The sequence below is a fragment of the Mycolicibacterium sp. XJ1819 genome, from assembly GCF_053483675.1.
The window spans coordinates 92,754-116,516 of record NZ_JBEFST010000021.1 but is presented as its reverse complement, the minus strand read 5'-3'; the positions used below and the strand labels follow the sequence as shown (position 1 = coordinate 116,516).

Here is a 23,763-nt window from a genome sequence, read left to right as displayed (position 1 = left end):
TTCACCGTATCGATACGAAAAACCGGGCAGCGTCCGGCAAGCGTTTCGAACTCGTCGGGGTTGGGGCCGGTGACCAGACCGGCGTTCTTCATGAAGCCGACGCCGGTGGGCACCCGGATCGGGAACTCCCGCAGCAACGGGCGGGCTTGATCGGCCGACATCTCCACCAACCGCACCCGCTCGGCGGTGCGGCCCACGTGCAGCGTGGCCGCGTCGGCCGCCCTGACGTTGGCGGCCCAGTCCGAGCCGGGCACACCGCCGACGAGGTAGCGCGCGCCGTCGACCGTCATCGGGGTGACGGGTGTGGAGCGCGGCTTGCCGGTCTTGCGGCCGGGCACGGTGAGCACGACGGGGCCCTTGCCGCCGAAGGTCACCCCGAGCTTCTGCAGACCGATCATCACTTTGTTGACGTACTTCAGCCACCACGGCAGCGCAGAGTCGGACATGCCGTCGAAACTACGTGACGGGTTCGATGCGGAACACCGCCAGGCGGCCCGTCGATGTGCTAGGGGTAACGGGCGTGGACCGCGGCTCGCCGGTCACACCCGCAGATCGTAGTCCGCGAGCGCCGCGCGCAGACCGTCTCGCCGCTGCGTCGTCGGCAGCGGGTCGACGAGGACGAAGCCGCAGCCGACCGCGCGGGCGCCGCCGTCGGCCTCGTCGCTGTCGCCGACCATGAGAGCGTGTGCGGCGTCGACCCCGAGCCGTTGCAGCGCGGTCTGAAAGATCGCGGGATCGGGCTTGACGGCGCCGACCTCGAAGGACAGCACGAACTCGTCGACGAACTCGGCCGCCCCGGCGGCCTCGAAGGCGGGCCGGATGTCGAACGCGATGTTGGAGACCACCGCGGTTTTGATGCCCTGGCGGTGCAGGTTTTCGAGCACGTCGGCGGTGTCGGGGTAGGGCGGCCAGCACGACGGATCGATCACGCGACGGTACAGCGACTCAGCGTGGTGATCGGTCAGCCCGGATTCGCGCAGCACATGCAGGTACGCCTCGCGATGCAGGTGCGGGGCGAGGTCACGGTTGACCCAGGCGTGATAGGCCTCCTCGGTCATCTCGACATGCTGGCCGGTGGGCGCGGTCAGCCGGCGCATCAACTCGGCCTGCACATGACCGTCCACTTCGCGCTCGTCGACCTCCATGCCGGAAAACCAGCTCTCGTCCTCCTCCAGCCGGAACAGGGTGCCGGAGAAGTCGAAGAGGACGGCCTCGATTGCGCGGGTGTGGGCCATCTGACGATGCTACGGCGCTGGCCGACACGCCGACCGCAGTCCGATCATGGGACTGCTCATGGTGAGAGAGTGGACGGTGATGGCGCATCGACTGGTTACCGCGTACCGCGAGGGGCGTAAGGCCTACCCGCACACGCTCGCGAACCCCTACGCGGGCGTCGGCGACCGGGCTGTGGCCAGGATGTGGCGGTTGGGCTGGCAACGGGCCGCCGAGGAGTACCGCGGCATTCCCAGCGAACAGGAACGCATCGCGCGGCTGGCCGCCGAAATCGATGCCCTCCTGGACTGACCACGTCGAGGCGCTTCTGCACCGCGAGCATCGGGTGGTGCTCGGAATCACCGGCCCGCTCGGCGCGGGCAAGACTTCGCTGGCCGCGGCCGTGGCGGCCACGGTTGACGGCGCGGTACAGGTGCCGATGGATGGCTTCCACCTCGCCGACGTCGAACTGGCGCGGCTGGGCCTGCTGGACCGCAAGGGCGCGATCGAGACCTTCGACGCATACGGATATCTTGCGGTGCTGCAACGCATTCGCGCACAGCCGCCGCACACGGTTTACGCGCCGGGGTTTGACCGCGTCATCGAACAACCCGTCGCGGGCAGCATTCCCGTCGCCCCGTACGCCCGGTTCGTCGTCACCGAGGGCAACTACCTGCTCGACGACGACGAGCCGTGGCCCTCGGCGCGTGAACTGCTCGACGAGGTGTGGTTCGTCGACGTCGACCCCGAGCAGCGGCGCCGCCGGTTGATCGCACGCCACGTCGAGTTCGGCAAGTCGCCGGAGGCCGCGCAGGCGTGGGTGCGCGCCGTCGACGACCCCAACGCCGCCCGCATCGAGCGGGTCCGCCACAAAGCCGACCTCATCCTCTAGCTGCCCCCTTCTTTTCCTGCGAGCGTGCGTGTTTGAGGACGACACGCCGACACTATTCCCGAGTTCACGCACGCTCGGCGGTTGCCAACAGGTTCAGGAAGTTCGTCATCATCGGCAGCCGGCTGCGAACCTGCTCGTCGCCCGCGATCCGCGGGTCGAACCGGTCGCCGACGGTCTCGGGCAACACCTGCAACAGGTAGCCCGGCACGTCGAGGAGCCAGGCGATGCCCATGACCGCGACGTAACCCAGCAGGTGGCGCGTGAGCACCGCGGCGTCGAGCGCAGGCCCGCCCGCCGACCGGAACTCGTCGAGCAGATGGCTTAGCAGCTCGTCGAAATGCCGGTCCCACATCGACGTTTCGGCACTGCACATGGCACCCCAGATCGCCATCGCCAGGTTCATCTGACCGACGCAACCCCAGTCCAGCAGTCCGCACTGCAGTCGACCGTGCGCGTCACGCCAGAACCAGGCGTTGTCGACGTTGGCATTCCAGTGGCACAGCGCCACATAGTCCGGATCCGACGCGAGTTGACGCCACACGTCCTCTTCGCGGGCCACCAACCGTGCCACTTCGTCGCGCAGCCACGAAACAAACTGCGGCGAACCAAGATTGGCCGGCAGCAGCGACGGGTATCGGGTCGCGAAATCCGCGAGTCGGTCGATGCGGCGCTGCAATTGCTCGCCGGAGTACGGCACGCGTTCGCCGACCGAGAGCCGTTGCATGTCGACGGGAAACTGCTCGACGACGTCGGCGGGCAATCGACCGGCCTTGTGAGTGCCCGCCAATCGGCCGATGGCACCCATCAGCGCCCGATAGTGTTCGAGGGCGTCGGGCATGGTGTAGTCCATGCACTTGTCGTAGTGCGGTTCGATACCGTTGTCACCGTAGGAAATTCGTTCGGTGATCAGCAGCCCGGTGCCCGACGGGCCGTGGTAGTCGGCGAACAGGGTGTTCGGCACCGCGATCGGAAAGCCGGGCATCCGGGACAGCAGCGCGAACCGGACCTCGAACTCCATCTGCGTGCGGCCGCGATCGCGGACGGCGTCGTCGAAGTCGCGGCTGAACTTGACGAACAAATCCCTTGGCAGGCCGCCACGTTCGTAGCTGACCGACAGCAGCGCCTTGCGGCCGGTGCTGCCGCCGCGGAACTCGCGCAGGTCGGTGACCGCACATACGGCGTTGTCGCCGGCCAGTGCACCGCACCGGCGGAACGCCGCGGTGAGAAACGCGGCGCCGCCGTCGCGCAGGGCGTCGGCGTGCGGGGGCATGTCGAGGCCGAAGTAGTCGCCGCGGACCCACCCGTCGTCAGTCATCGGGGGTCACCTTCTCCCGCGAGCGTGCGGATACTCGGATGTTTGGTCGGCGTGCCGCCCTCTGACACGCACGCTCGCGCCAAAGGGGGGCAGCCAAGGGAACTCAGCCCACTCGGCGGTCGGCGCCCTCCCAGAACTGCGCGCGCACCGCCTTCTTGTCCGGCTTGCCCAGCGCGGTCACCGGCACCGAGTCGACGACCACGACCTGCTTAGGTGCCTGCACCGAACCCTTGCGCTCCTTGACCGACGCCTGGATCTCGACGGTCAGCTGGGCCACCGCCTGTTTGGACCGGTCGGCGTCGGGCCGTAGCACCACCACCGCGGTCACCGCTTCGCCCCATTTCTCGTCCGGCGTGCCGATCACACACACCTGTGCAACCGAAGGGTGTTCGGCGACAACGTCTTCCACTTCGCGGGGGAACACGTTGAAACCGCCGGTGACGATCATGTCCTTGGTTCGGTCGACGATGTAGTAGAACCCGTCGGAGTCCTCGCGGGCCAGGTCGCCGGTGTGCATCCACCCGTCGCGGAAGGTCTCGGCCGTCGCTTCCGGCTTGTTCCAGTAACCACCCGACACCAGCGGGCCGGACACGCAGATCTCGCCGACCTCGCCTTGGGGCACAGGGTTGCCCTCGGAGTCCAGCAGCGCCACCCGCGCGAACAGCGTGGGCCGACCGCACGACGTCAACCGCTTCTCGTCGTGTTCGCCCTTGGCCAGATAGGTGATCACCATCGGCGCCTCGGACTGGCCGTAGTACTGGGCGAAGATCGGGCCGAACCGGTCGATCGCCTCGCGCAGTCGCACCGGGTTCATCGCCGACGCGCCGTAGTACACCGTCTCCAGCGACGACAGGTCGCGGGTGTGCGAGTCGGGATGGTCCATCAGCGCGTAGATCATCGAGGGCACCAACATCGTGGCGGTGATCTTCTGCTCCTCGATCACCCGCAGCACCTCGGCCGGGTCGAACTTGGTCAGCACCACCAACTCGCCGCCCTTGATGATCGTCGGCACGAAGAACGCCGCCCCGGCGTGAGACAGCGGGGTGCACATCAGAAACTTCGGATGTTCGGGCCACTCCCACTCGGCCAACTGGATCGTCGTCATCGTGGTGATCGACTGCACGGTGCCGATCACGCCCTTGGGCTTACCGGTGGTGCCGCCGGTGTAGGCCATGCCGCCGATGTGATCGGGCGGCAGGTCCGCGGCCACCAGGGGCTGCGGTGTGTACTTGGCGGCCTCGGCGGTCAGGTCGACGCCGACGCCCGACAACGCCGGGGGCACCGGCCCGATGGTCAGCACCTGCTTGAGCGCGGGCACCTTCTCCAGCAGGCCCTGCGCCCGTTCGACGAACATCGGGTTGGGATCGATGATCAGCGACGTGACCCCGGCGTCGTTCAACACATACGCGTGGTCGTCCAGGGAACCGAGAGGGTGTAGTGCGGTGCGGCGGTAGCCCTGCGTCTGGCCGGCGCCGATGATCATCAGTACCTCGGGCCGGTTCAGCGACAGCAGGCCGGTCGCGGTGCCCGTCCCCGCGCCGAGCGCCTCGAACGCCTGAACGTACTGGCTGATGCGGTCGGCGAGCTCACCGCCGGTCAGCGTGGTGTCGCCGAGGAACAGCACCGGCTTGTCCTTGTTCCGTTTCAGCGCTCCCACCGTGAGGTGGCCGGAGTGGACGGGATGGCGCAGCAGGGCATCACTCATGACCATCAGACTAGAACGTGTTTCAATTCTGGTCACCAAGTCCCCGGAATCATTAGCACCGATGACGGCCGCGACCAGTCCGCGGCGTTCCGAGCGGGGGCGTAGATTCGGCCGATGGGCACCAAAGAGCGGCTGCGCGAGGCGATCCTGGACCTGTCGCGCGGCCGCGGCCCGGACAGGACGATCTGCCCGTCCGACGCCGCCCGCGCCGTCGGCGGCGACGACTGGCGTGACCTGATGGACGACGCCCGCGAGATGGCACGGGAATTGGCCCGCAGCGGTGACGTCGAGATCACCCAGAAGGGCGCGGTCCTCGACCCGGATAGCACCTGGCGCGGACCCATCCGGATCCGCGCCAGGTGACACGTTTCAGGCGTACGCCTCGGCCTCGGCCCGGGCCTGCTTGGCGATCTTCTCGGCCAGCTCGGCCTTCCACTGGATCTCCTTGCGGACCCACGGGTTGTCCTGCGGGAAGTCGGCGGTGTCGTGGACGCGGCGGGCCTCGACCTTGACGCCCTTGCCCAGCGGGATTCGCTGCGCCCACTGCTTGGCCTCGTCCATGTCGGCCACCTCGATGATCCAAAAGCCGTCGAACAGCGCGTTGGCGTCGGGGTAGGGGCCGTCGGTGACCGCCGGGGGGTCGGAGTCGAAGTCGACGACGAAGCCCTCCTCGGGTCCGGTCAGGCCCTCGCCGGCGATCAGCACCCCGGCGTTGATGAGCGCTTCGTTGAAGCGGCCCATCTGCTCGATGATCTGGTCGAAGTCGACCTCCGCCTCGGCCATCGCGGCCTCGGCCTCGGGGGTGGACCGCATGATCAGCATGTAACGCGCCATCTCGATGTCTCCTTCTGTCGAATCAGTACCCACAGAGTTCGACAAGCGCCGCAGGCATTTCTCATCGGGCCTCCCCCGATCTCGCTACGCTCGGGGCTATGTCAGCGTTGCCAGAACCTCGCTTCCTCGACGAACGCACCGCTCACTGGGCCGAGACCAAGCCCGACGCCGACGCTTTCGATTACCTGGACCGGTCCTGGACCTGGGCCCAGTGGAACGACCGGATCCGCAGGCTGGCCGGCGCGCTGGCAGAGCGCGGCGTGGGTCGCGGCGACGTCGTGGCGTTCCTGGACAAGAACCATCCCGCGGGTGTCGAGCTGACCCTGGCGGCGGCGTCGCTGGGCGCGGCCAACGCGCTGATCAACTTCCGGCTGGCCGCCGACGAACTCGACTACGTGCTCAACGACTCCGACGCCAAGGTGCTGATCGTGGGCAAGGAGTTGCGGGCCAACGTCGACAAGATCCGCGACAAACCCACCAACCTCACGCACCTCGTCGAGGTCACCCCCGAGGGCGGTGACGACGACGAGTACGAGGCGATGCTGGCCGCCGCCACCCCGGTCGGGCGCGGCGACGACGTGCAGTCCGACGACGTCGCGATCATCATGTACTCATCGGGCACCACCGGCAGGCCCAAGGGTGTGGAGTTGACGCAGGCGAACCTGATCGCCCACACCATCAATGCCCATGAGGGATTCGAGTTCGACGAGGGCGACAAGAACATGGTGTCGATGCCGTTGTTCCACGTCGGCGGCTCGTCGTATGTGCAGTTCGGAATTCACGACGGCTTCCCGAGCGTGATGACGCGCGAGGTCGACGGCGCCTCGCTGGCCGGGGCGATCCTCAAGGGCGCCAACCGCACCTTCCTGGTGCCCGCGGTGCTGGCCAAGGTGCTGGAGTCCGGCGAGGACGCGGTCAAGATGTTCGGGGCACTCAAGACGTTCGCGTACGGCGCCTCGCCGATGCCGTTGCCTCTGCTGCGTCAAGCGCTCACGGCCTGGCCCAACACCGATTTCATGCAGGCCTACGGCTTGACCGAGGTGTGCGGCGTGATCAGCCATCTGCTGCCCGAAGCGCACCGCGACCCGGGGCGGGAGGAGCGGTTGTCCAGCGCGGGAACGCTGGTGCCCAACGCGGAAGTGCGCGTCGTCGACCCCGATACGTTGCAGGATGTGCCGGCGGGGGAGCAGGGCGAATTATGGTTCCGCACACCGCAATTGATGAAGGGCTATCACAACCGCCCGGAGGCCACCGCCGAGGCCATCGCCTCCGACGGCTGGTTCCGCACCGGCGACATCGGCCACATCGACGACGGTGGCTATATCTTCGTCGAGGACCGGCTCAAGGACATGATCATCTCCGGCGGCGAGAACATCTACTCGATCGAGGTGGAGCGGGTGCTGGCCGAGCATCCCGCAGTGGTCGACGTCGCGGTGATCGGGGTGCCCGACGACAAGTGGGGCGAGGTCGTCAAGGCCGTCTTGCAGCTGGAAGGGGAAGCGGCCCCGGACGAACTGATCGCGTTCTGTCGTGAGCGGTTGGCCGGCTACAAGTGCCCGAAATCCATCGACATCATGGACGAGTTACCGCGCAACCCGACCGGCAAGGTGCTCAAGAAGGATCTGCGCAAGCCCTATTGGGAGGGCCGCGACCGCGCGACGGTCTGAGAACGCCGGCTCCCTCCGGGGGTCACCCGTTGTGGCGCCAACCGGTTGGCACACAGACCACCTAACGCCGCCGGTTCAGAAACCAGATGTGTGTGGACAGCGCGGTCGCGAATGCGCACCACAGCGGATAGGCCGCCAGCGGGACGGCCTTGGCGCCCTGCACGGCGACCGCGCGACGCGTCAGGTCCGCGCTGCTGGCAGCCAACACACCGGCGGCCACCGCGGAGGTGCCGAGCCTGCCCTGGTTGAAGAACAGCCACGACCAACTCCCGTTGAGCACCAGGTTCACCGCCAGCGCGACGATATAGCGGCGACGCTCGCCGGGGCGGCCCCGCTGCTCCAACTCGTCGACCACCGCCGCCGAGGTCACCGCGATGTCGGTGTACAGCAGCGGCCACACAATCGGAAAGACTTGTGCCGGTGGCTGATACGGCGGTTTGCGCAGCGACGCATACCACGCCGACTGTGAGTTTCTGCTGGCCAATCCGCCGATCACCGCCGTCGCGGCGACGGCCAGCGCCGACGGGACGAGCGTTCGCAACTGCATGGGTTCTCCTCTTGATCGAGCAACTCATATGTGCCCGCATCGCGCACCGCTAAACCTGACCCGTCACTATTGAGGGGTGGCCTCCCTCGACGATATCCTCGACCGCCTGCATGTGGTGGCGCTTCCCATGCGAGTTCGCTTCCGCGGCATCGATGTTCGCGAAGTGGCGCTGATCGAGGGCCCCGAGGGCTGGGGCGAGTTCGGCGCGTTCGTCGAATACGAGCCGAGCGAGGCCGTGCACTGGCTGGCCTCGGCGGTCGAAGCCGCCTACACCCCACCGCCGCCCACCCACCGCGACCGCATCCCGATCAACGCCACCGTGCCCGCCGTCGAGGCCGACCGGGTGCCCGAGGTGCTGGCCCGGTTTCCCGGCGCCCGCACCGCCAAGGTCAAGGTCGCCGAGGCGGGGCAGACACTCGCCGACGACGTCGCACGCGTCAATGCCGTTCGCGCGCTGGTGCCGACGGTGCGTGTCGATGCCAACGGCCGCTGGGAGGTCGCCCAGGCCGTGACGGCGATCGGGGCGCTGAGCGCCGAGGGCCCGCTCGAGTACGTCGAGCAGCCGTGCGCAACGGTCGCCGAACTCGCCGAACTGCGGGGCCGCACCGACGTGCCGATCGCCGCCGACGAAAGCATCCGCAAGGCCGACGATCCGCTGCACGTGGTGCGCGCCGGGGCCGCCGATGTCGCGGTGCTCAAGGTCGCGCCCCTCGGTGGAGTGGGCACACTGCTCGAGATCGCCGGCCAGATCGACATCCCGATCGTCGTCTCCAGCGCGCTCGACTCGGCGGTCGGCATCGGCCGCGGGCTGCTCGCGGCCGCCGCACTGCCCGACCTGGACCATGCCTGCGGGCTGGGCACCGGCCGGCTGTTCGTCGAGGACGTCGCCGATCTGCCGGCGCCCGTCGACGGTCAGCTGCCGGTGCGGCCCGCGGTCCCCGACCCGGCCCGCCTCGCGACGCTGGCGGCCCCGGCGGATCGCCGGCAGTGGTGGATCGACCGCGTCAAGGCCTGCTACCAGCGGCTGTCCTAATCTGTGGGATCTATGGCCTAGACGCCACGGCGCTGGTCGCCAACACTGACGGGGTGCGATCGGTGGTGATTCTCGGCTACCCGGGCGTCCAGGCTCTCGACCTGGTCGGCCCGTCGGAGGTGTTCACCGGCGCCACCCTGTGCCTGGCCGGCCAGGGCCGCGGCCACGAGGGCTACCGCGTCACCGTCGTCTCGCGGGGCGGCCAACCGGCCACCACCGGCAGCGGCCTGGCGCTGGCCACCCAACCGCTGCCCGACCCGCGCGAACCCATCGACACGCTGGTCCTGCCCGGCGGCTGGGGGGTCGACGATGTGCGGCGCAACCCGGACACCGTCGGCTGGATACAGATCGCCGCCGACAACGCCCGCCGCGTCGTCAGCGTCTGCACCGGGGCGTACCTGGTGGCCCAGGCCGGCCTCGTCGACGGCTGCGTCGCCACCACCCACTGGGCCTTCGCCGACCGGTTGGCCGACGAGTTTCCCCGCGTCACAGTCGACCCCGAGCCGATATTCCTGCGCAGTTCTGAGAAGGTCTGGACGGCGGCGGGCGTCACCGCGGGCATCGACCTGGCCCTGTCGCTGGTCGAGAACGACTACGGCACCGATGTCGCGCAGACCGTGGCGCGTTGGCTGGTGCTGTACCTGCGTCGCCCCGGTGGGCAGACGCAGTTCGCCGCGCCGGTGTGGATGCCGCGGGCCAAACGGGCGCCCATCCGCGAGGTGCAGGAGGCCATCGAGGCCGAACCCGGTGCCGTGCACAGCATTCCGGAGTTGGCTAGGCGCGCCTCGATGAGCCCGCGGCACTTCACCCGGGTGTTCACCGAGGAGGTCGGCGAGGCGCCCGGCGCCTACGTCGAACGGATCCGCACCGAAGCCGCCCGTCGGCAACTCGAGGAAACCGACGACACCCTCACCGTCATCGCGGCCCGCTGCGGCTTCGGCAGCGCAGAGACGTTGCGCCGCAACTTCGTCCGTCGGCTGGGCATCTCGCCCGACCAGTACCGCAAGACGTTCGCCTGAAAGGAACCGCAATGCAGATCGCGATCGTGGTGTACCCCGGCTTCACCGCACTGGACTTCATCGGCCCCTACGAGGTGCTGCGCAACCTGCCCGACGCCGAGGTGCGCTTCGTGTGGCGCGAGCCGGGACCGATCACCGCCGACTCCGGCGTGCTGCTGATCGGCGCCACCCACTCGTTCGACGAGACCCCGTCGCCCGACATCGTTTTGGTGCCCGGCGGCCTCTCCAGCTTCGAACACGCCCGCGACCAGAAGCTGCTCGACTGGCTGCGTGGCGCCGATGAGACCTCGGAGTGGACCACGTCGGTGTGCTCGGGCTCGGTCATCCTGGCCGCCGCCGGTCTGCTCGACGGACGCCGGGCCACCTCGCACTGGCTGGCCCTGCCGATGCTCAAGCCGTTCGGCGTCGAGACCGTCGGCGACCAGCGCATCGTGCGCGAGGGCAAGGTGGTGACCGCGGCGGGGGTGTCGGCGGGTATCGACTTGGCCATGTGGCTGTTCGGCGAGATCTGCGGTGAGGCCAAGGCCAAGGCGGTGCAGCTGGCGATCGAGTACGACCCGCAGCCACCCTTCGACTCCGGCCATCTCTCGAAGGCGTCGGCGGCCACCAGAGTCGCCGCGACCGCGCAGCTGGGCCGCGACACGATCAGGCATCATCAGCTCGCGCCGACGGTGCGGTTGATGTGGGACGCGGCCATCCGACGGGTTCGTCACCGGGCCAAAGACTCCGCGAGCGACCGCAGAATGCCGTCGTTCGGTCGCTCTTAGCGCGCATACACGGTCGCTCGTCGGCAATCGGCGTCGAGTACGGTCGGCGGAGTGAATTTGGCCTACGACGACCGCGGCGCCGGCGCCCCTGTCCTGTTCATCGCGGGCCGCGGAGGTGCGGGACGCACCTGGCATCTGCATCAGGTGCCCGAGTTCCAGCGGGCCGGCTACCGCTGCATCACCTTCGACAACCGCGGCGTGGGCGCCACCGAGAACGCCGAGGGGTTCACGGGCGAGACCATGGTCGCCGACACGGCCGCGCTGATCGAGAAGCTCGACGCCGCGCCGGTGGGCATCGTCGCGGTGTCGATGGGTGCCTACATCGCACAGGAGCTGATGGTCGCGCGCCCGGAGTTGGTGAGCTCGGCGGTGCTGATGGCCACCCGCGGACGCCACGACCGGGCCCGCGACTTCTTCCGCGACGCCGAACGTGAACTCTACGACGCAGGTGTGCAGCTGCCCGCCGCCTATGACGCGAAAGTGCGTCTGCTGGAGAGTTTTTCGCCGACGACACTGAACGACGACGCCAAGGTCCGCGACTGGAGCGAGATGTTCACGATGTGGCCGACGAAACCGACGCCGGGGCTGCGCACCCAGATCGACATCGGCCCCACCGGCAACCGGCTGCCGGCGTACCAGGCGATCACGGCCCCCACGCTGGTGATCGGGTTCGCCGACGACGTGGTGCTACCGCCGCATCTGGGCCGCGAGGTCGCCGAGGCCATCCCGGCCGGCCGTTTCCTGGAGATCGCCGACACCGGCCATCTGGGCTTCATCGAGAAGCCGCACGAGGTCAACGCCGCGATCTTGGAATTCTTCGCCAGTAACCTGTAGTGGTGAATCCCTCGACTGCGCAAGCCCGCGTCGTCGTCGACGAGCTCATTCGCGGCGGCGTGCGCGACGTGGTGCTGTGCCCAGGGTCGCGCAACGCGCCGCTGGCGTTCGCCCTGCAGGACGCCGACCGGGCGGGCCGGATCCGGCTACATGTGCGGATCGACGAGCGCACCGCCGGCTACCTGGCCATCGGGCTGGCCGTCGCCGAGAGCGCGCCGGTGTGTGTGGCGATGACGTCGGGCACAGCGGTCGCCAACCTGGGGCCCGCGGTGGTGGAGGCCAACTACGCGCGGGTGCCGCTGATCGTGCTCAGCGCCAACCGGCCGTATGAGCTCCTGGGCACCGGTGCCAACCAGACCTTCGAGCAGCTGGGCTATTTCGGCACCCAGGTGCGCGCGAACATCAGCCTGGGGCTCGCGGAGGAGACTCCGGACCGGCTGGACGCCCTCAACGCCCAGTGGCGCTCGGCGGTGTGCCGAGTCCTGGTGGCGGCCACCGGATCTCGCAGCGCGAATGCGGGCCCGGTGCAGTTCGACATCCCGCTGCGCGAGCCGCTGGTCCCCGACGTGGCCGACGCCCGCGACACCGGCATCTACGCACCCGAGGGCCGCCCCGACGGCAGACCGTGGACGCATACGCCGCCGGTGACATTCGACCAGCCCCTCGACATCGACCTCACCCCCGACACCGTGGTGATCGCCGGGCACGGCGCGGGCGCCCATCCGAACCTGGCCGCGCTGCCGACGGTCGCCGAGCCCACCGCGCCGCCCGCGGACAACCCACTGCACCCATTCGCGCTGCAATTGGTCCGCCCGCATCAGGTGATCATGTTGGGCCGCCCGACGCTGCACCGGCCGGTGTCGGCGCTGCTGGCCGACCCGTCGGTGCCGGTGTACGCGCTGACCACCGGCCCGCGCTGGCCCGACGTGTCCGGAAACTCCCAGGCCACCGGCACCCGCGCGGTCACGGCCGGCGCGCCGAGCCAGGCCTGGCTGCAACGCTGCGCGGAGGTCAACCGGCACGCGATCGCGGCCGTCCGCGACCAACTGGCCGCGCACCCGTTGACCACCGGACTGCACGTGGCGGCCGCGGTGGCCGACGCGGTGCGGCCGGGGGACCAGCTGGTGCTCGGAGCGTCCAACCCGGTGCGTGACGCCGCGCTGGTCGGGCTGGACGCCCACGGCGTCAAGGTGCGGTCCAACCGGGGGGTGGCCGGCATCGACGGCACGGTGTCGACGGCCATCGGCGCGGCGCTGGCGCACTCGGGCCGCACCATCGCGTTGCTCGGCGACCTGACGTTCGTCCACGACAGCTCCGGCCTGCTGATCGGGCCCACCGAACCGACCCCGCGGGATCTGACGATCGTGGTCTCCAACGACAACGGCGGCGGCATCTTCGAACTGCTCGAACAGGGCGACCCGCGGTTCTCCGATGTGTCGTCGCGGATCTTCGGCACCCCGCACGACGTGGACGTCGGCGCGCTGTGCCGTGCCTACCACGTCGAGAGCCGGCAGATCGAGGCCGGTGAGCTGGCCGAGGCGCTGGACGTGCCCGCCGACGGGATGAGGGTGCTGGAGGTGAAGGCCGACCGGTCGTCGCTGCGCGCGCTGCACGCGTCGATCAAGGCCGCACTGTGAACATCTCGGGGCTGATGCGGCCGCCATCGGCCCTGGTTCGCAAGCTGATTCCGCGGCTGTCGCCGGATCCCGGCGAGACGCGCTCGCAGAAGATCTTTCGTCGCATCCGGATGGGTATCGTCATCGCGGCGTGCCTGGTGACGTTGCAGTCGATGCTGATGGTGATGGGCGCCTGGCGCAACGACCGGCAGATCGAGCGGAACATGGGCGTGGCGGCCGCCGAGGTGCTCAGCGCCGGGCCGCGGCGGTCGACGATCGAGTTCGTCACCCCCGACCGTGTGACGTACCGGCCCGAACTGGGCGTGCTGTATCCCTCGGAACTGGAACCCGGTATGCGCATCTACGTCGAATACGACGTCAACGACCCCGATCTGGTGCGGGTGCAGGACCGCAACGCCGCGCTGGCGATCATCCCCGCGGGCTCGATCGCGGTCGTCGGCTGGCTGGTGGCCGGCGCGGCGCTGCTGGGCGTGGCGTGGGCGGAGCGTCGCCCGTTCTCCGCGAGCAGACGCAAAACCCCCCAAAATCACCCCGATTCGGGGGTGTAAGCGTCTGCTCGCCGGACAAACAGCGGGTCAGGACTGGATGAGCTTCTCCAACCAGTCGTCGTCGTAGATGTCGACCTTCTCGTCGCGCGCGGGGTTGTACACCGTCGGCGTGCCGGTGGCCAGCGGGTCGATCACCAACAGATAGCCGAAGTTGGCCACGTCCATGTCGGCGATGTCCACCGCCGAACCGCCGTCGGCGATCCGGTCGGCGACGACCCGCGGCATCCCGGCAGCGGCGGCCATATCGGCCATGTCGGCGTCGCTGGGCCCCCGCCCGCCGGGATTCTGGTTGGCCCACAGTTCCATCACGAACCGTTGAAACTCCGTACCGGTCGCCTCGCCTTCCGCGGCCAGGAACAACGCGTTGCTCACCCGCGCGGAGTGCCCGCCGGTGCGGTCGTCGAGAAACGTCAGCGGGCGGTAGGTCACCCTCAGTTGGCCGACGCCGATGTAGTAGGCCATCTGGTCGCCGAAATCGGCCTGCAGGTCGGCGCAGTGTGAACATTGCGGCTCGGTGAACACCTCGATCCGATACGGTGCCTCGTCGAACCCGGCGACGACACCGAAACCGTCGTCGCTGACTGTCACCGGCGGCCGGCTCGGATCGCGCTGCGCGACGCCGCTGATCTGCCTGGTGCAGCCGACGAGCGCGAGCGACAGTGCGATCGTCAGCACCACCACGGCCCGCGAAACCCGCATGTCAGCACCCTACTCACGGGCACGAGGTGTTCGCACGACGGATGCCCGGCGGCAACCTCGCCGAAAGCCGTCGCTGCGACGCTGACTCCCGTGCGCGTGGCGATCGTCGCAGAGTCCTTCCTCCCGAATGTCAACGGCGTGACGAACTCGGTGCTTCGCGTGCTCGAGCATCTGCGCCGCACCGGTCACGAGGCGCTCGTCATCGCCCCGGACACTCCGCCCGGAGAGCCGGCCGCCGACAAGCTCCACGACGGCGTGCGCGTTCACCGGGTGCCGTCGCGGATGTTTCCCAAGATCTCCTCGCTGCCGCTGGGCGTGCCCCGCCCGCGGATCGTCAACGTGCTGCGCGGATTCGACCCCGACATCGTGCATCTGGCCTCGCCGGCGCTGCTGGGCTACGGCGGACTGCACGCGGCACGGCACCTCGGGGTGCCGACCGTGGCGGTGTTCCAGACCGACGTCGCGGGTTTCGCGCACAGCTATGGAGTCGGCTACGCCGCACGCGCGGCGTGGGCGTGGACGCGGCACCTGCACAGCCGCGCCGACCGTACCCTGGCACCGTCGACCGCCGCGATGGAACGCCTTGCCGAACACCGTGTTCCGCGGGTACACAAGTGGGCCCGCGGCGTGGACATCACCGGTTTCGCACCGTCGGCCCGAGACCACGGACTACGGCGCCGGTGGTCCCCGGACGGCCGGCCGATCGTCGGCTTCGTCGGCAGGCTCGCGCCCGAGAAGCATGTCGAACGGCTGGCGGCGCTGTCCGGCCGCGACGACCTCCAGTTGGTGATCGTCGGCGACGGAGTCGACCGACACAAGCTCCAAACCCTGCTCCCGCACGCGGTTTTCACCGGCGCACTCTACGCAGAGCGCCTGGCCGCGGCATACGCCAGCATGGACGTCTTCGTGCATCCCGGCGAACACGAGACGTTCTGTCAGGCGGTGCAGGAGGCGATGGCTTCCGGGCTGCCCGTCGTCGCGCCCAACGCGGGCGGCCCGCGCGACCTCGTGGCGCCCTACCGCACCGGGCTGCTGTTGGACGTCGACGAATTCGACTGCCGGCTCGCCGATTCCGTGGACCATCTGATCGCCGAGCGGCGCCGCTACTCGCTGGCCGCCCGCCGGTCGGTGCTCGGCCGCACCTGGCCCGCGATCTGCGACGAGCTACTGGGCCACTACCAGGACGTCATCGCGGCAACCTCGCGGGCAACTAGCCCTGCGCTTCGACCGCGACCGGCTGCCACTGCTCCCAGTTTCTGAGCCGCTGCTCGTAGTCGGCCTTGACCATCTGCAGTGGCAACTCGCCGAAGAACACTCGCAGCGGCGGTTTCTCGGCGTCGACGATCTTCAGCAGCGCCCGCGCCGAGGCCGCCGGGTCGCCCGGTTCGGTGACCCGTTGGCGCCGGATCCGGTCGGCTTCCTCGTGCACCTGCTGGTAGTCCGGCAGCGGGGCGGAGCGTCGAGCCGAGGACCCGGCCCAGTCCGTGGCGTAGCCGCCCGGCTCGATGAGCGTGACATGGATCCCGAACGACGCGACCTCCTGCGCCAGCGACTGCGACAACCCCTCCAGCGCCCATTTCGACGCGTGGTAGATGCCCAGGTTCTGAAACGCCGTGACCCCGCCGATCGAGGACACCTGGATGATGTGTCCGCTGCGCTGCGCGCGCAGGTACGGCAGCGCGGCCTGGGTGATCCACAGCGCGCCGAACAGGTTGGTCTCGAACTGGTCGCGTGCCTCCTGCTCGGTCAGCTCCTCGACGAGCCCGAAGTGGCCGTAGCCGGCGTTGTTGACGACGATGTCGAGCCCGCCGAAATGGTCGTGCGCCTGTGCGACCGCCGCGAAATCGGCGTCCCGGTCGGTGACGTCGAGGCGGATCGGCAGCAGCGCGTCGCCGTACCTGTCGACCAGATCCGACAGCGTCGAGGTGTCGCGCGCGGTGGCCGCGACCTTGTCGCCGCGGTCCAGCGCCGCGATCGTCCACTCCCGGCCGAACCCGCGCGATGTTCCGGTGATGAACCACACTTTGGAAGGCACGGTCCAAGAATGCCGTAAAACCGGTCTGCCCGTTTGCCGGTTCGCCGAGGTGCACCGGTAGCGTCGGCGGCGTGAGCCGTGCGTCGCTGGACAAGGATCCCCACGAGGTCGCCTCGATGTTCGACGCGGTGGCGCGCCGCTACGACCTGACCAACACCGTGCTCTCGCTGGGGCAGGACCGGTACTGGCGGCGCGCCACCCGCGATGCGCTGCGCATCGGCCCCGGCGACGTGGTGCTGGACCTGGCGGCCGGCACCGCGGTGTCGACGGTCGAGCTGGCGGCATCGGGGGCGTGGTGTGTGGCGGCGGACTTCTCGGTCGGCATGCTCGCGGCGGGCGCCGAGCGCCGGGTGCCGAAGGTGGCCGCCGACGGTACGGCGTTGCCGTTCGACGACGAGGTGTTCGACGCGGTGACCATCAGCTTCGGCCTGCGCAACATCGTCGACCACACCGCCGCGCTCGACGAGATGGCCCGCGTGACACGACCGGGTGGGCGACTGGTGGTGTGCGAGTTCTCCACCCCGACCAACCGCGCGTTCGCCACCGTCTACAAGGAATACCTGATGCGGGCGTTGCCGCGGATGGCTCGCGCGGTGTCATCGAACCCGGACGCCTATGTGTATCTGGCCGAGTCGATCCGCGCGTGGCCGGACCAGCCGCGGTTGGCGCGTCAGATCGCCGACGCCGGTTGGTCGTCGGTGCGGTGGCGCAACCTGAGCGGCGGAATCGTCGCGTTGCACGCCGCGATCAAGCCGCCGCGCTGAGTCCGGCGAACTGGTGGCAATCGGGACCCCTTCGGCGTGTCGCCGCCATCGCGGTGAGAATCACCATTAACTTGTGCGCATGTCGAGCGATGGTGCTCTGCGAAGTCACTTGTCTCGGCGGACGTTCTTGGCCGGAACCGCGACCGCCGCGGCATTGACCGCGATGCCGCCGGTCGCACGGGCCGCGCCCGGTAAGTCGGTCGCCGTGTTCGGCGCCGGGATCGCCGGGTTGACCGCGGCGCACGAACTCGTCGACCGCGGCTACAGCGTCACCGTCTACGAACGAAAAGAACTCGGCGGCAAGGCCAGATCGATACCGGTGCCCAACTCGGGAGCCACCCCGTTGCCCGCCGAGCACGGGTTCCGGTTCTTTCCGGGCTTCTATCGCAACGTCACCGACACGATGCGACGAATCCCTTTCCCCGGCAACTCGAACGGCACCTGGGAGAACCTGACCAGGGCGACGTCGTATCTGCACTCCGGACTGGGACGACACGATCTGACCGTCCCGTTGCCGTTTCCGCTTCCCACGCTGCCGAATCCGATCACGCCCAAGGCGTTCGTCGATTCGGTGGCCACTGTGTTCGAGACCCTGTTCCGGTTGCCGCCGTGGGAGGCCGCCTACGCCGCCCAGAAGTTGGCCGTCTACGTCACCAGCAGCAACGAGCGCAAGCTCGGCCAGTGGGAGCACATGACGTGGGAGGACTACATCGGGGCGAACAAGAAGTCCGCAGAATACAACCGCTACCTCGCCGACGGCATCATTCGCAACCTGGCGGCGTCGAAATCCAAGGACGCCAGCGCGCATTCGATCGGTCTCGTCGGCGAAGCATCGGTCTGGTCGATCCTGCTACTCGGAAACGACACCGACAACAAGGGTTTCGACCGTGTCCTCAACGGGCCCACCAGTTCGCAGTGGCTCGACCCGTGGGTGGATCACCTTCGCGACAAGGGAGTGACCTTTCGCGTCGGGCAGGCGCTGTCCCGATTCAACCCGGACGGTAAGCACGTCGAATCGGCCACCGTCATCAGCAACGGTGTGCCACAACAGGTCACCGCCGACTGGTACATCTCGGCGATCCCGTGCGAGAAACTGGCCGCGGTGCTCACCTCCGACGTGTTGGAGGCCGATCCGAATCTGGCCAACGTCGCCCAGTTGCGCACCGAGTGGATGAACGGGCTGATGTTCTACCTCAAGGACCGCGTCGACGTCACCAAGGGCCATGTCAACTACGTCGACTCCGGATGGGCCATCACCTCGATCAGCCAGGAGCAGTTCTGGAAGAAGAGCCTGACCGAGTACGGCGACGGGACGGTCAAAGACTGCCTGTCGGCGATCATCTCGGACTGGAGCACACCCGGCAACTTCAACGGCAAGAGCGCGCGCGACTGCAAACCCGAGGAGATCGCCAAGGAGGCGTGGACCCAGATCAAGGCGCATCTCAACGACACCGACACCGTGGTCGACGACGACATGCTGCACTCGTGGTTCCTCGATCCCGCGATCATCGACTCGGGTACCGCCCACGTGCGCAACGACGAACCGCTGTTCATCCAGGACCCCGGGTCCTGGCATCGCCGCCCCACCGCGGTCACCGCGATCGACAACCTGTTCCTGGCCGGCGAGTGGATCAAGACCGACCAGAACGTCACCACCATGGAGGGCGCCAACGAGGGCGGCCGGTACGCGGCCAACGGCGTCCTGCAGGCCTCGGGCTACAACGGTGAGCTGGTCAAGATCGTCGAGTTGTTCCAGGCGCCGTGGTGGATTCCGTTCAAAACCGCCGACCGGGCGCGCTACCGCGCGGGCCTGCCGCACGCGCTGGACATCGTCGACGCCAGATGGCCCACCTGATCGCGGATCTGAAACCGGCGTGTCCGGCGGCCGCGGCGCGGTAGCCTCACGGCCATGTCACACGGACGCCACGCCGACCCCGACGCCACCCTGGCCAGCGACCCCCGCTCCGATCCACGAATGGTCAAGGCGCTCGCGGAATTCGGGCTGGACGGTCGGCTGCCGGAGATTCCGCTGACCGTCGATTCCCCGCTGGAGCAGCGACGCGCGCTGGCCACGATGAGCGAACAGGCCATGGGCGCGATCTTCGACGCTTTTGCCACCGCCGCGGCGCCGATCACCGGCGTCACCACGACGACGACCACGATCACCGGCGCCGACGGCAACGACATCACCGTCTACATCAGCCGCCCCGACAACACCACGGCCCCGCTGCCGGGCCTGGTGCATCTGCACGGCGGCGGCATGGCGATCGGCAGTGCCGCCGATCTCGGGTACCTGCGGCTACGTGAATACCTCGCTGCCACAGGCCTTGTCGTGATCGGAGTGGAATTCCGCAACTCGGGCGGCAGGCTGGGTCCACACCCGTTCCCGGCGGGCCTCGACGACTGCGCGGCCGGTGTGCGCTGGACCTACGCCAACCGCACCGAATTGGGCGTCACGCATCTGATCGTCAACGGCGAATCCGGCGGCGGCAACCTCACGCTCACCGTCGCGCACAAGGCCAGGCGTGAAGACTGGCTGCACGAGATCGCCGGGTTGTACGCGCAGTGCCCCTACATCTCCAACCGGTGGCTGCAGGTGTGTGACGACCTGCCCTCGCTCACCGAGAACGACGGATACTTCGTGAGTTGTCAGCAACTGGCGTTGCTCGGCTCGCTCTACAACCCGACCGGCAGTCACGCGAACGACGCCACGTGCTGGGCCGCCGTCGCCGCCGACGTCGAGTTGGCCGGTCTGCCGCCGCATGTCATCTCGGTCAACGAACTCGATCCGCTACGCGACGAGGGGCTGCAGTACTACCGGCGTCTGGTGCGTGCCGGCGTGCCCGCGGTGGGCCGCATGGTCGCCGGAACCTGCCACGGCGGCGATCTGATGATGCCGCACGTGATGCCGGAGGTGTTCGACGCGACCGTGCGCGACGTCAGCGGGTTCGCGAAGTCGCTGGGTTAACCCACGCCGTGCACGCCGCCGGCGCTGTTGCTGCCCGGCAGGATCACGTCGCCCATGCTCTGCTGTTGTGACGGGGTGCGCGAATCACCGCGCAGCGGTTCGCAGACGCCGACGTAGGGCACATCCCGGCAAGGGCCGGCGGGCGCGGCGGTCGCGACGGCGGCCGACCCCAAGGCGGCTACCGCGATGGCGATCGCGGCGAGCGCGGATCTGGTTGTGCGGCTGAGCATCGTGGATTCCTTCCGCCGATGCAGTGGGTAACGCCTGTGGGCTCCAGACTAATCCCGAGTTGCCACCGTGAATAGCTCGTCTAGCTGGGCTTATTGTTAGCTTGGCTCGACAGGTCTTGGGGTTCTTGGCAGTTCGCGTCCCAGACCCGCTGGGTTTCGGCGCCGACGGTGGACCCATGGGTCTGCTGGAAATTGCGCCCGCCGCGACCGAACGTGGCGATCACCGCCGCGGGCACCTCCGATTCCGGTACCGGCCGCGCCAGCCACCGGCACGCGCGGATGTGGACGAGATCGACTGACTCGCCGTGGCGGTCGTAGACGTAGGGCCCGTCGATGCGGCCGAGCCAATACAAGCCGTCGCCGTCGCGGGTCCACACGAACGAACCGGTGTCCACATCGGCGAAGCGCTCGACGCGGCGGGCTGCGCGCTCGATTGCCCCGGGTTGCGGGCCCGCTGCATCGCCGAACCCGACGACGCCCCTGTCCAGCGCGCGGGCCAACGAGGCCGCCGGGTCGATGTCGTCGCGGCGGGAACGCATCGGTGCGCGGTAAACCCGGATCACCCGCGATATTCTGCCCCGTGATGGCCACGTTCAAGCGCTACATCGTCTTTCAGCTGATGACGTTGACGTTCGGAATCGTCGGCCCGATCTTTCTGCTGCTGTTCTTCGCTTCCCAGCCTGACCCGACGCTGAAGTGGGCGTACTGGATCGGTCTGTTCGTGACGGCCGCCGATGTGCTGATCGCGTTGTGGCTGACCGGCTCCACCGGCGCCGCGCCCGAAATCGCGCGCCGCGACCGGGATTAGACGAACGGCGGGCGTTCGTCGGCCCGACGCGAGGCCGCACCGGCGGTCCGCCACACCCGCGCGACCCAGTCGGCGTCGTCGTCGGTGACGAAGTTGCCCATCACCCGCACCGCGATCTTCATCAGATACGACGACCGCATCGCCACCGGACCGGTCGCCGGCAGAAACCGGGGTAGCGTCAGCAACTGCGCCAACCGGCGCGCGACCGAGAACCCGCGCGCGTAATGCGCCGTCAGCACCGCCGGCCACGCCGATGTCAGGTCCCCGCTGCCCAGCATCTCGGCCGCCAACCGGCCGGTTTCCATGCCGTAGTCGATGCCCTCGCCGTTGAGCGGGTTCACGCAGGCCGCGGCGTCGCCGATGAGCATCCAGTTCGGCCCGGCCACCCCGGAAACGGCGCCGCCCATCGGCAGCAGCGCCGACAGTCCTGCCCGCGGCTCACCGCAGAACCCCCATTCCTCGCGGCGCAGACCGGTGTAATACGACATCAGCGGGCGCAGGGCGGCATCGGCGGGACGTGTGGCGGTCGCCAGCGCGCCGACACCGATGTTCACCTCGCCGTTGCCCAGCGGGAAGATCCAGCCGTAGCCGGGCAGCACCTCGCCCTGCGGTGAGCGTAGTTCCAGATGCGAGGTGATCCACGGCTCGCTGTGCCGCGGCGTGGCGATGTATCCGCGGACCGCCACCCCGTAGACCGTCTCCTGATGCCATTGCCTGCCGAGTACCCGGCCCAGCGTCGAGCGGGCCCCGTCGGCCACAATCAGCTCGCCGCAACCGATTTCGATTCCGGAGTCCAGCACCACGGCGCAGACGCGGCCCTCGGCGTCGTGGCGCACGTCGACGGCTTTGGCGCCGAGCGCCATCTTGGCACCTTCGTCGACGGCCACCATGCGGATGCGGTCGTCGAGTTCGGTGCGCGGAACGGCGCTGGAGGTGGCCGGAAACGACGGGCCGGGCCATTCGATTTCGACATCGGCGCCGAACCCCGACATCCGCAATCCGCGGTGGCGTACCCGCCCGTCGAGCCACGGACCGAGGCCGAGGCGCTCCATCTCCTGCACCGCGCGCGGGGTCAGCCCGTCGCCGCAGGCCTTGTCGCGGGGGAACTGCGCGGAGTCGATGACCAGCACGTCGCGCCCGGCGCGACACGCCCAGGCGGCCGCGGCCGAACCTGCGGGTCCGGCGCCCACCACCACCACGTCGGCTCTGCTTTGCACGATCACCAGTATGTTGGACGCGTGAGGACACCAGCGACCGTGGTGGCGGGCGTGGATTTCGGCGATCCCGCATTCGCCCAGGATGTGCGCGACGGTGTGGCCCGCATCGAAGACCTGATGGCCACCGAGCTCGGCAAAGCCGACGAGTTGATGTCCGAGGCGGTCCAGCATTTGTTCCAGGCGGGCGGCAAACGTTTTCGCCCACTTTTCACGGTGCTCTCGGCCCGGCTGGGCCCGGACCCCGACGCGTGGCAGGTGACGGTCGCGGGCGCGGTTATCGAGCTGGTGCACCTGGCGACGCTCTACCACGACGACGTGATGGACGAGGCGCAGGTGCGCCGCGGGGCGCCCAGCGCGAACGCGAAGTGGAGCAACAACATCGCGATCCTGGCCGGTGACTACCTGTTCGCGACGGCCTCGCGGCTGGTGAGCCGGCTGGGCCCGGAGGCGGTGCACATCATCGCTGACACCTTCGCCCAACTGGTGACGGGGCAGATGCGTGAGACCCGCGGCGCCGCCGACCAAGTCGACTCCGTCGAGCATTACCTGAAGGTGGTGTACGAGAAGACCGCGTGCCTGATCGCCGCGTCGGGCCGGTTCGGGGCGACGTTCTCCGGCGCCGACGAGCAGCAGATCGAGCGGCTCAGCCGGCTCGGCGGCATCGTGGGCACGGCGTTCCAGATCTCCGACGACATCATCGACATCGACAGCGACCTGCACGAATCCGGTAAGGAACCCGGCACCGATCTGCGGGAAGGTGTGCACACCCTGCCGGTGCTCTACGCGTTGCGCGACGCGGGGCCCGACGCCGACCGGCTGCGGGAACTTCTGGTCGGCCCGGTCGAGGACGAGGACCACCTGCAGGAGGCGCTGCGGCTGCTGCGCACCTCCGAAGGCATGGTGCGCGCCAAACAGACCGTCGCCCAGTACGCCGCGCAGGCCCGCGACGAGGTCGGCAGGCTGCCCGACGGGCCGGGACGCGCGGCGCTGGCCACGCTGGTGGACTACACCGTGAACCGTCACGGCTGACGA

At 68.8% G+C, this 23,763-nt stretch carries 27 protein-coding genes; 16 read left to right on the top strand and 11 right to left on the bottom strand.

The genetic code is table 11. The features are described from left to right. The coding region (locus ABQE89_RS21895; protein ID WP_448420525.1) for a nitroreductase family deazaflavin-dependent oxidoreductase at positions 1 to 446 on the bottom strand (446 nt) is incomplete at its 3' end. Between the two features lie 93 nt (positions 447 to 539). After that, positions 540 to 1,235 carry an HAD family hydrolase gene (locus ABQE89_RS21890; protein WP_448420523.1) on the bottom strand — a complete coding sequence of 232 codons (696 nt, stop codon included), beginning with the start codon at positions 1,233 to 1,235 and terminating at the stop codon, positions 540 to 542. A 46-nt stretch (positions 1,236 to 1,281) separates the two neighbouring features. Between ABQE89_RS21890 and ABQE89_RS21885 the strand changes: the two genes are divergently transcribed. Then, positions 1,282 to 1,524, top strand: a complete 243-nt coding sequence (locus tag ABQE89_RS21885) for a hypothetical protein (protein ID WP_448420521.1) — start codon at positions 1,282 to 1,284, stop codon at positions 1,522 to 1,524. Next, on the top strand, positions 1,508 to 2,104 hold the full coding sequence (locus ABQE89_RS21880) for a nucleoside/nucleotide kinase family protein (protein WP_448420519.1): 597 nt from the start codon (positions 1,508 to 1,510) through the stop codon (positions 2,102 to 2,104). Before ABQE89_RS21885 ends, ABQE89_RS21880 begins: the two co-directional genes overlap by 17 nt. A 64-nt stretch (positions 2,105 to 2,168) precedes the next feature. On the opposite strand, the gene ABQE89_RS21875 is transcribed toward ABQE89_RS21880, so the two are convergent. Continuing rightward, entirely contained in the window at positions 2,169 to 3,419 is a 1,251-nt protein-coding gene (locus tag ABQE89_RS21875; RefSeq protein WP_448420517.1) for a hypothetical protein, read from the bottom strand. A gap of 103 nt (positions 3,420 to 3,522) precedes the next feature. After that, positions 3,523 to 5,124: a fatty-acid--CoA ligase FadD8 gene (gene fadD8, locus ABQE89_RS21870; RefSeq protein ID WP_448420515.1), complete on the bottom strand. Its 1,602-nt coding sequence runs from the start codon at positions 5,122 to 5,124 to the stop codon at positions 3,523 to 3,525. A 114-nt stretch (positions 5,125 to 5,238) separates the two neighbouring features. Here fadD8 and ABQE89_RS21865 point away from each other — a divergent pair, with 114 nt between their 5' ends. Further along, a complete protein-coding gene (locus ABQE89_RS21865) occupies positions 5,239 to 5,487 on the top strand; it encodes a DUF3253 domain-containing protein (protein WP_448420513.1) in 249 nt (82 codons plus the stop codon). 6 nt (positions 5,488 to 5,493) lie between these two features. Here the strand turns inward: ABQE89_RS21865 and ABQE89_RS21860 are convergent, their stop codons facing one another. Beyond that, positions 5,494 to 5,958, bottom strand: a complete 465-nt coding sequence (locus ABQE89_RS21860) for a YciI family protein (RefSeq protein WP_448420511.1) — start codon at positions 5,956 to 5,958, stop codon at positions 5,494 to 5,496. A gap of 98 nt (positions 5,959 to 6,056) precedes the next feature. Here ABQE89_RS21860 and ABQE89_RS21855 point away from each other — a divergent pair, with 98 nt between their 5' ends. After that, on the top strand, positions 6,057 to 7,625 hold the full coding sequence (locus ABQE89_RS21855) for a long-chain-fatty-acid--CoA ligase (protein WP_448420509.1): 1,569 nt from the start codon (positions 6,057 to 6,059) through the stop codon (positions 7,623 to 7,625). A 61-nt stretch (positions 7,626 to 7,686) separates the two neighbouring features. On the opposite strand, the gene ABQE89_RS21850 is transcribed toward ABQE89_RS21855, so the two are convergent. After that, on the bottom strand, positions 7,687 to 8,172 hold the full coding sequence (locus ABQE89_RS21850) for a TspO/MBR family protein (protein ID WP_448420507.1): 486 nt from the start codon (positions 8,170 to 8,172) through the stop codon (positions 7,687 to 7,689). A gap of 76 nt (positions 8,173 to 8,248) precedes the next feature. Here ABQE89_RS21850 and ABQE89_RS21845 point away from each other — a divergent pair, with 76 nt between their 5' ends. The 6 genes from ABQE89_RS21845 to ABQE89_RS21820 all read left to right on the top strand — a co-directional run bounded on the left by ABQE89_RS21845 (position 8,249) and on the right by ABQE89_RS21820 (position 14,010). Next, entirely contained in the window at positions 8,249 to 9,205 is a 957-nt protein-coding gene (locus ABQE89_RS21845; RefSeq protein WP_448420505.1) for an o-succinylbenzoate synthase, read from the top strand. Between the two features lie 62 nt (positions 9,206 to 9,267). Beyond that, complete coding sequence (locus tag ABQE89_RS21840; protein WP_448420535.1) at positions 9,268 to 10,224, top strand: GlxA family transcriptional regulator; 957 nt, start codon at positions 9,268 to 9,270, stop codon at positions 10,222 to 10,224. 11 nt (positions 10,225 to 10,235) lie between these two features. Continuing rightward, positions 10,236 to 10,991: a DJ-1/PfpI family protein gene (locus ABQE89_RS21835; RefSeq protein ID WP_448420503.1), complete on the top strand. Its 756-nt coding sequence runs from the start codon at positions 10,236 to 10,238 to the stop codon at positions 10,989 to 10,991. 51 nt (positions 10,992 to 11,042) lie between these two features. Next, on the top strand, positions 11,043 to 11,825 hold the full coding sequence (locus ABQE89_RS21830) for an alpha/beta fold hydrolase (protein WP_448420501.1): 783 nt from the start codon (positions 11,043 to 11,045) through the stop codon (positions 11,823 to 11,825). 2 nt (positions 11,826 to 11,827) lie between these two features. Further along, positions 11,828 to 13,462 (top strand): 2-succinyl-5-enolpyruvyl-6-hydroxy-3-cyclohexene-1-carboxylic-acid synthase, encoded by a 1,635-nt coding sequence (menD, locus tag ABQE89_RS21825; protein ID WP_448420499.1) that lies wholly within the window; start codon positions 11,828 to 11,830, stop codon positions 13,460 to 13,462. A 14-nt stretch (positions 13,463 to 13,476) separates the two neighbouring features. Then, on the top strand, positions 13,477 to 14,010 hold the full coding sequence (locus ABQE89_RS21820) for a DUF3592 domain-containing protein (RefSeq protein ID WP_448420533.1): 534 nt from the start codon (positions 13,477 to 13,479) through the stop codon (positions 14,008 to 14,010). 27 nt (positions 14,011 to 14,037) lie between these two features. Here ABQE89_RS21820 and ABQE89_RS21815 read toward each other — a convergent pair whose 3' ends face one another. Beyond that, positions 14,038 to 14,709, bottom strand: a complete 672-nt coding sequence (locus ABQE89_RS21815; RefSeq protein ID WP_448420497.1) for a DsbA family protein — start codon at positions 14,707 to 14,709, stop codon at positions 14,038 to 14,040. A 90-nt stretch (positions 14,710 to 14,799) separates the two neighbouring features. Between ABQE89_RS21815 and ABQE89_RS21810 the strand changes: the two genes are divergently transcribed. Next, on the top strand, positions 14,800 to 15,969 hold the full coding sequence (locus ABQE89_RS21810; protein ID WP_448420495.1) for a glycosyltransferase family 4 protein: 1,170 nt from the start codon (positions 14,800 to 14,802) through the stop codon (positions 15,967 to 15,969). On the opposite strand, the gene ABQE89_RS21805 is transcribed toward ABQE89_RS21810, so the two are convergent. Next, positions 15,920 to 16,744, bottom strand: a complete 825-nt coding sequence (locus tag ABQE89_RS21805; protein ID WP_448420493.1) for an SDR family oxidoreductase — start codon at positions 16,742 to 16,744, stop codon at positions 15,920 to 15,922. The two genes, ABQE89_RS21810 and ABQE89_RS21805, sit on opposite strands and share 50 nt — an antisense overlap. Positions 16,745 to 16,815: 71 nt before the next feature. On the opposite strand from ABQE89_RS21805, the gene ABQE89_RS21800 reads away from it, so the two are divergent. The 3 genes from ABQE89_RS21800 to ABQE89_RS21790 all read left to right on the top strand — a co-directional run bounded on the left by ABQE89_RS21800 (position 16,816) and on the right by ABQE89_RS21790 (position 20,476). Continuing rightward, complete coding sequence (locus ABQE89_RS21800) at positions 16,816 to 17,508, top strand: demethylmenaquinone methyltransferase (RefSeq protein WP_448420491.1); 693 nt, start codon at positions 16,816 to 16,818, stop codon at positions 17,506 to 17,508. Positions 17,509 to 17,635: 127 nt separating this feature from the next. Further along, the gene (locus tag ABQE89_RS21795; RefSeq protein ID WP_448420489.1) at positions 17,636 to 19,363 is read left to right on the top strand and encodes a hydroxysqualene dehydroxylase; all 1,728 of its coding nucleotides are present in this window, start codon (positions 17,636 to 17,638) and stop codon (positions 19,361 to 19,363) included. A gap of 54 nt (positions 19,364 to 19,417) precedes the next feature. Continuing rightward, a complete protein-coding gene (locus ABQE89_RS21790; RefSeq protein WP_448420487.1) occupies positions 19,418 to 20,476 on the top strand; it encodes an alpha/beta hydrolase in 1,059 nt (352 codons plus the stop codon). Here the strand turns inward: ABQE89_RS21790 and ABQE89_RS21785 are convergent. Together ABQE89_RS21785 and ABQE89_RS21780 are read right to left on the bottom strand one after the other, a co-directional pair. Next, positions 20,473 to 20,706 carry a hypothetical protein gene (locus ABQE89_RS21785; RefSeq protein WP_448420485.1) on the bottom strand — a complete coding sequence of 78 codons (234 nt, stop codon included), beginning with the start codon at positions 20,704 to 20,706 and terminating at the stop codon, positions 20,473 to 20,475. The genes ABQE89_RS21790 and ABQE89_RS21785 overlap by 4 nt on opposite strands. Before the next feature lie 80 nt (positions 20,707 to 20,786). Further along, positions 20,787 to 21,245 (bottom strand): GAF domain-containing protein, encoded by a 459-nt coding sequence (locus ABQE89_RS21780; protein ID WP_448420483.1) that lies wholly within the window; start codon positions 21,243 to 21,245, stop codon positions 20,787 to 20,789. Between the two features lie 44 nt (positions 21,246 to 21,289). Between ABQE89_RS21780 and ABQE89_RS21775 the strand changes: the two genes are divergently transcribed. Beyond that, a complete protein-coding gene (locus tag ABQE89_RS21775; RefSeq protein ID WP_448420481.1) occupies positions 21,290 to 21,514 on the top strand; it encodes a hypothetical protein in 225 nt (74 codons plus the stop codon). On the opposite strand, the gene menJ is transcribed toward ABQE89_RS21775, so the two are convergent. Then, entirely contained in the window at positions 21,511 to 22,731 is a 1,221-nt protein-coding gene (gene menJ, locus ABQE89_RS21770; RefSeq protein ID WP_448420479.1) for a menaquinone reductase MenJ, read from the bottom strand. The genes ABQE89_RS21775 and menJ overlap by 4 nt on opposite strands. Before the next feature lie 21 nt (positions 22,732 to 22,752). Between menJ and grcC1 the strand changes: the two genes are divergently transcribed. Continuing rightward, positions 22,753 to 23,760 (top strand): nonaprenyl/(2E,6E)-farnesyl/geranylgeranyl diphosphat synthase, encoded by a 1,008-nt coding sequence (grcC1, locus tag ABQE89_RS21765; protein WP_448420477.1) that lies wholly within the window; start codon positions 22,753 to 22,755, stop codon positions 23,758 to 23,760. Positions 23,761 to 23,763: the final 3 nt, after the last annotated feature.

What these genes read in the sequence shown, in the direction of transcription:
- ABQE89_RS21890 (WP_448420523.1), bottom strand. Translation starts at nt 1,235, where the DNA reads ATGGCCCACACCCGCGCAATCGAGGCCGTCCTCTTCGACTTCTCCGGC.
- ABQE89_RS21885 (WP_448420521.1), top strand. Translation starts at nt 1,282, where the DNA reads ATGGGACTGCTCATGGTGAGAGAGTGGACGGTGATGGCGCATCGACTG.
- ABQE89_RS21880 (WP_448420519.1), top strand. Translation starts at nt 1,508, where the DNA reads ATGCCCTCCTGGACTGACCACGTCGAGGCGCTTCTGCACCGCGAGCAT.
- ABQE89_RS21875 (WP_448420517.1), bottom strand. Translation starts at nt 3,419, where the DNA reads ATGACTGACGACGGGTGGGTCCGCGGCGACTACTTCGGCCTCGACATG.
- fadD8 (WP_448420515.1), bottom strand. Translation starts at nt 5,124, where the DNA reads ATGAGTGATGCCCTGCTGCGCCATCCCGTCCACTCCGGCCACCTCACG.
- ABQE89_RS21865 (WP_448420513.1), top strand. Translation starts at nt 5,239, where the DNA reads ATGGGCACCAAAGAGCGGCTGCGCGAGGCGATCCTGGACCTGTCGCGC.
- ABQE89_RS21860 (WP_448420511.1), bottom strand. Translation starts at nt 5,958, where the DNA reads ATGGCGCGTTACATGCTGATCATGCGGTCCACCCCCGAGGCCGAGGCC.
- ABQE89_RS21855 (WP_448420509.1), top strand. Translation starts at nt 6,057, where the DNA reads ATGTCAGCGTTGCCAGAACCTCGCTTCCTCGACGAACGCACCGCTCAC.
- ABQE89_RS21850 (WP_448420507.1), bottom strand. Translation starts at nt 8,172, where the DNA reads ATGCAGTTGCGAACGCTCGTCCCGTCGGCGCTGGCCGTCGCCGCGACG.
- ABQE89_RS21835 (WP_448420503.1), top strand. Translation starts at nt 10,236, where the DNA reads ATGCAGATCGCGATCGTGGTGTACCCCGGCTTCACCGCACTGGACTTC.
- ABQE89_RS21820 (WP_448420533.1), top strand. Translation starts at nt 13,477, where the DNA reads ATGCGGCCGCCATCGGCCCTGGTTCGCAAGCTGATTCCGCGGCTGTCG.
- ABQE89_RS21815 (WP_448420497.1), bottom strand. Translation starts at nt 14,709, where the DNA reads ATGCGGGTTTCGCGGGCCGTGGTGGTGCTGACGATCGCACTGTCGCTC.
- ABQE89_RS21790 (WP_448420487.1), top strand. Translation starts at nt 19,418, where the DNA reads ATGTCACACGGACGCCACGCCGACCCCGACGCCACCCTGGCCAGCGAC.
- ABQE89_RS21785 (WP_448420485.1), bottom strand. Translation starts at nt 20,706, where the DNA reads ATGCTCAGCCGCACAACCAGATCCGCGCTCGCCGCGATCGCCATCGCG.
- ABQE89_RS21780 (WP_448420483.1), bottom strand. Translation starts at nt 21,245, where the DNA reads ATGCGTTCCCGCCGCGACGACATCGACCCGGCGGCCTCGTTGGCCCGC.
- ABQE89_RS21775 (WP_448420481.1), top strand. Translation starts at nt 21,290, where the DNA reads ATGGCCACGTTCAAGCGCTACATCGTCTTTCAGCTGATGACGTTGACG.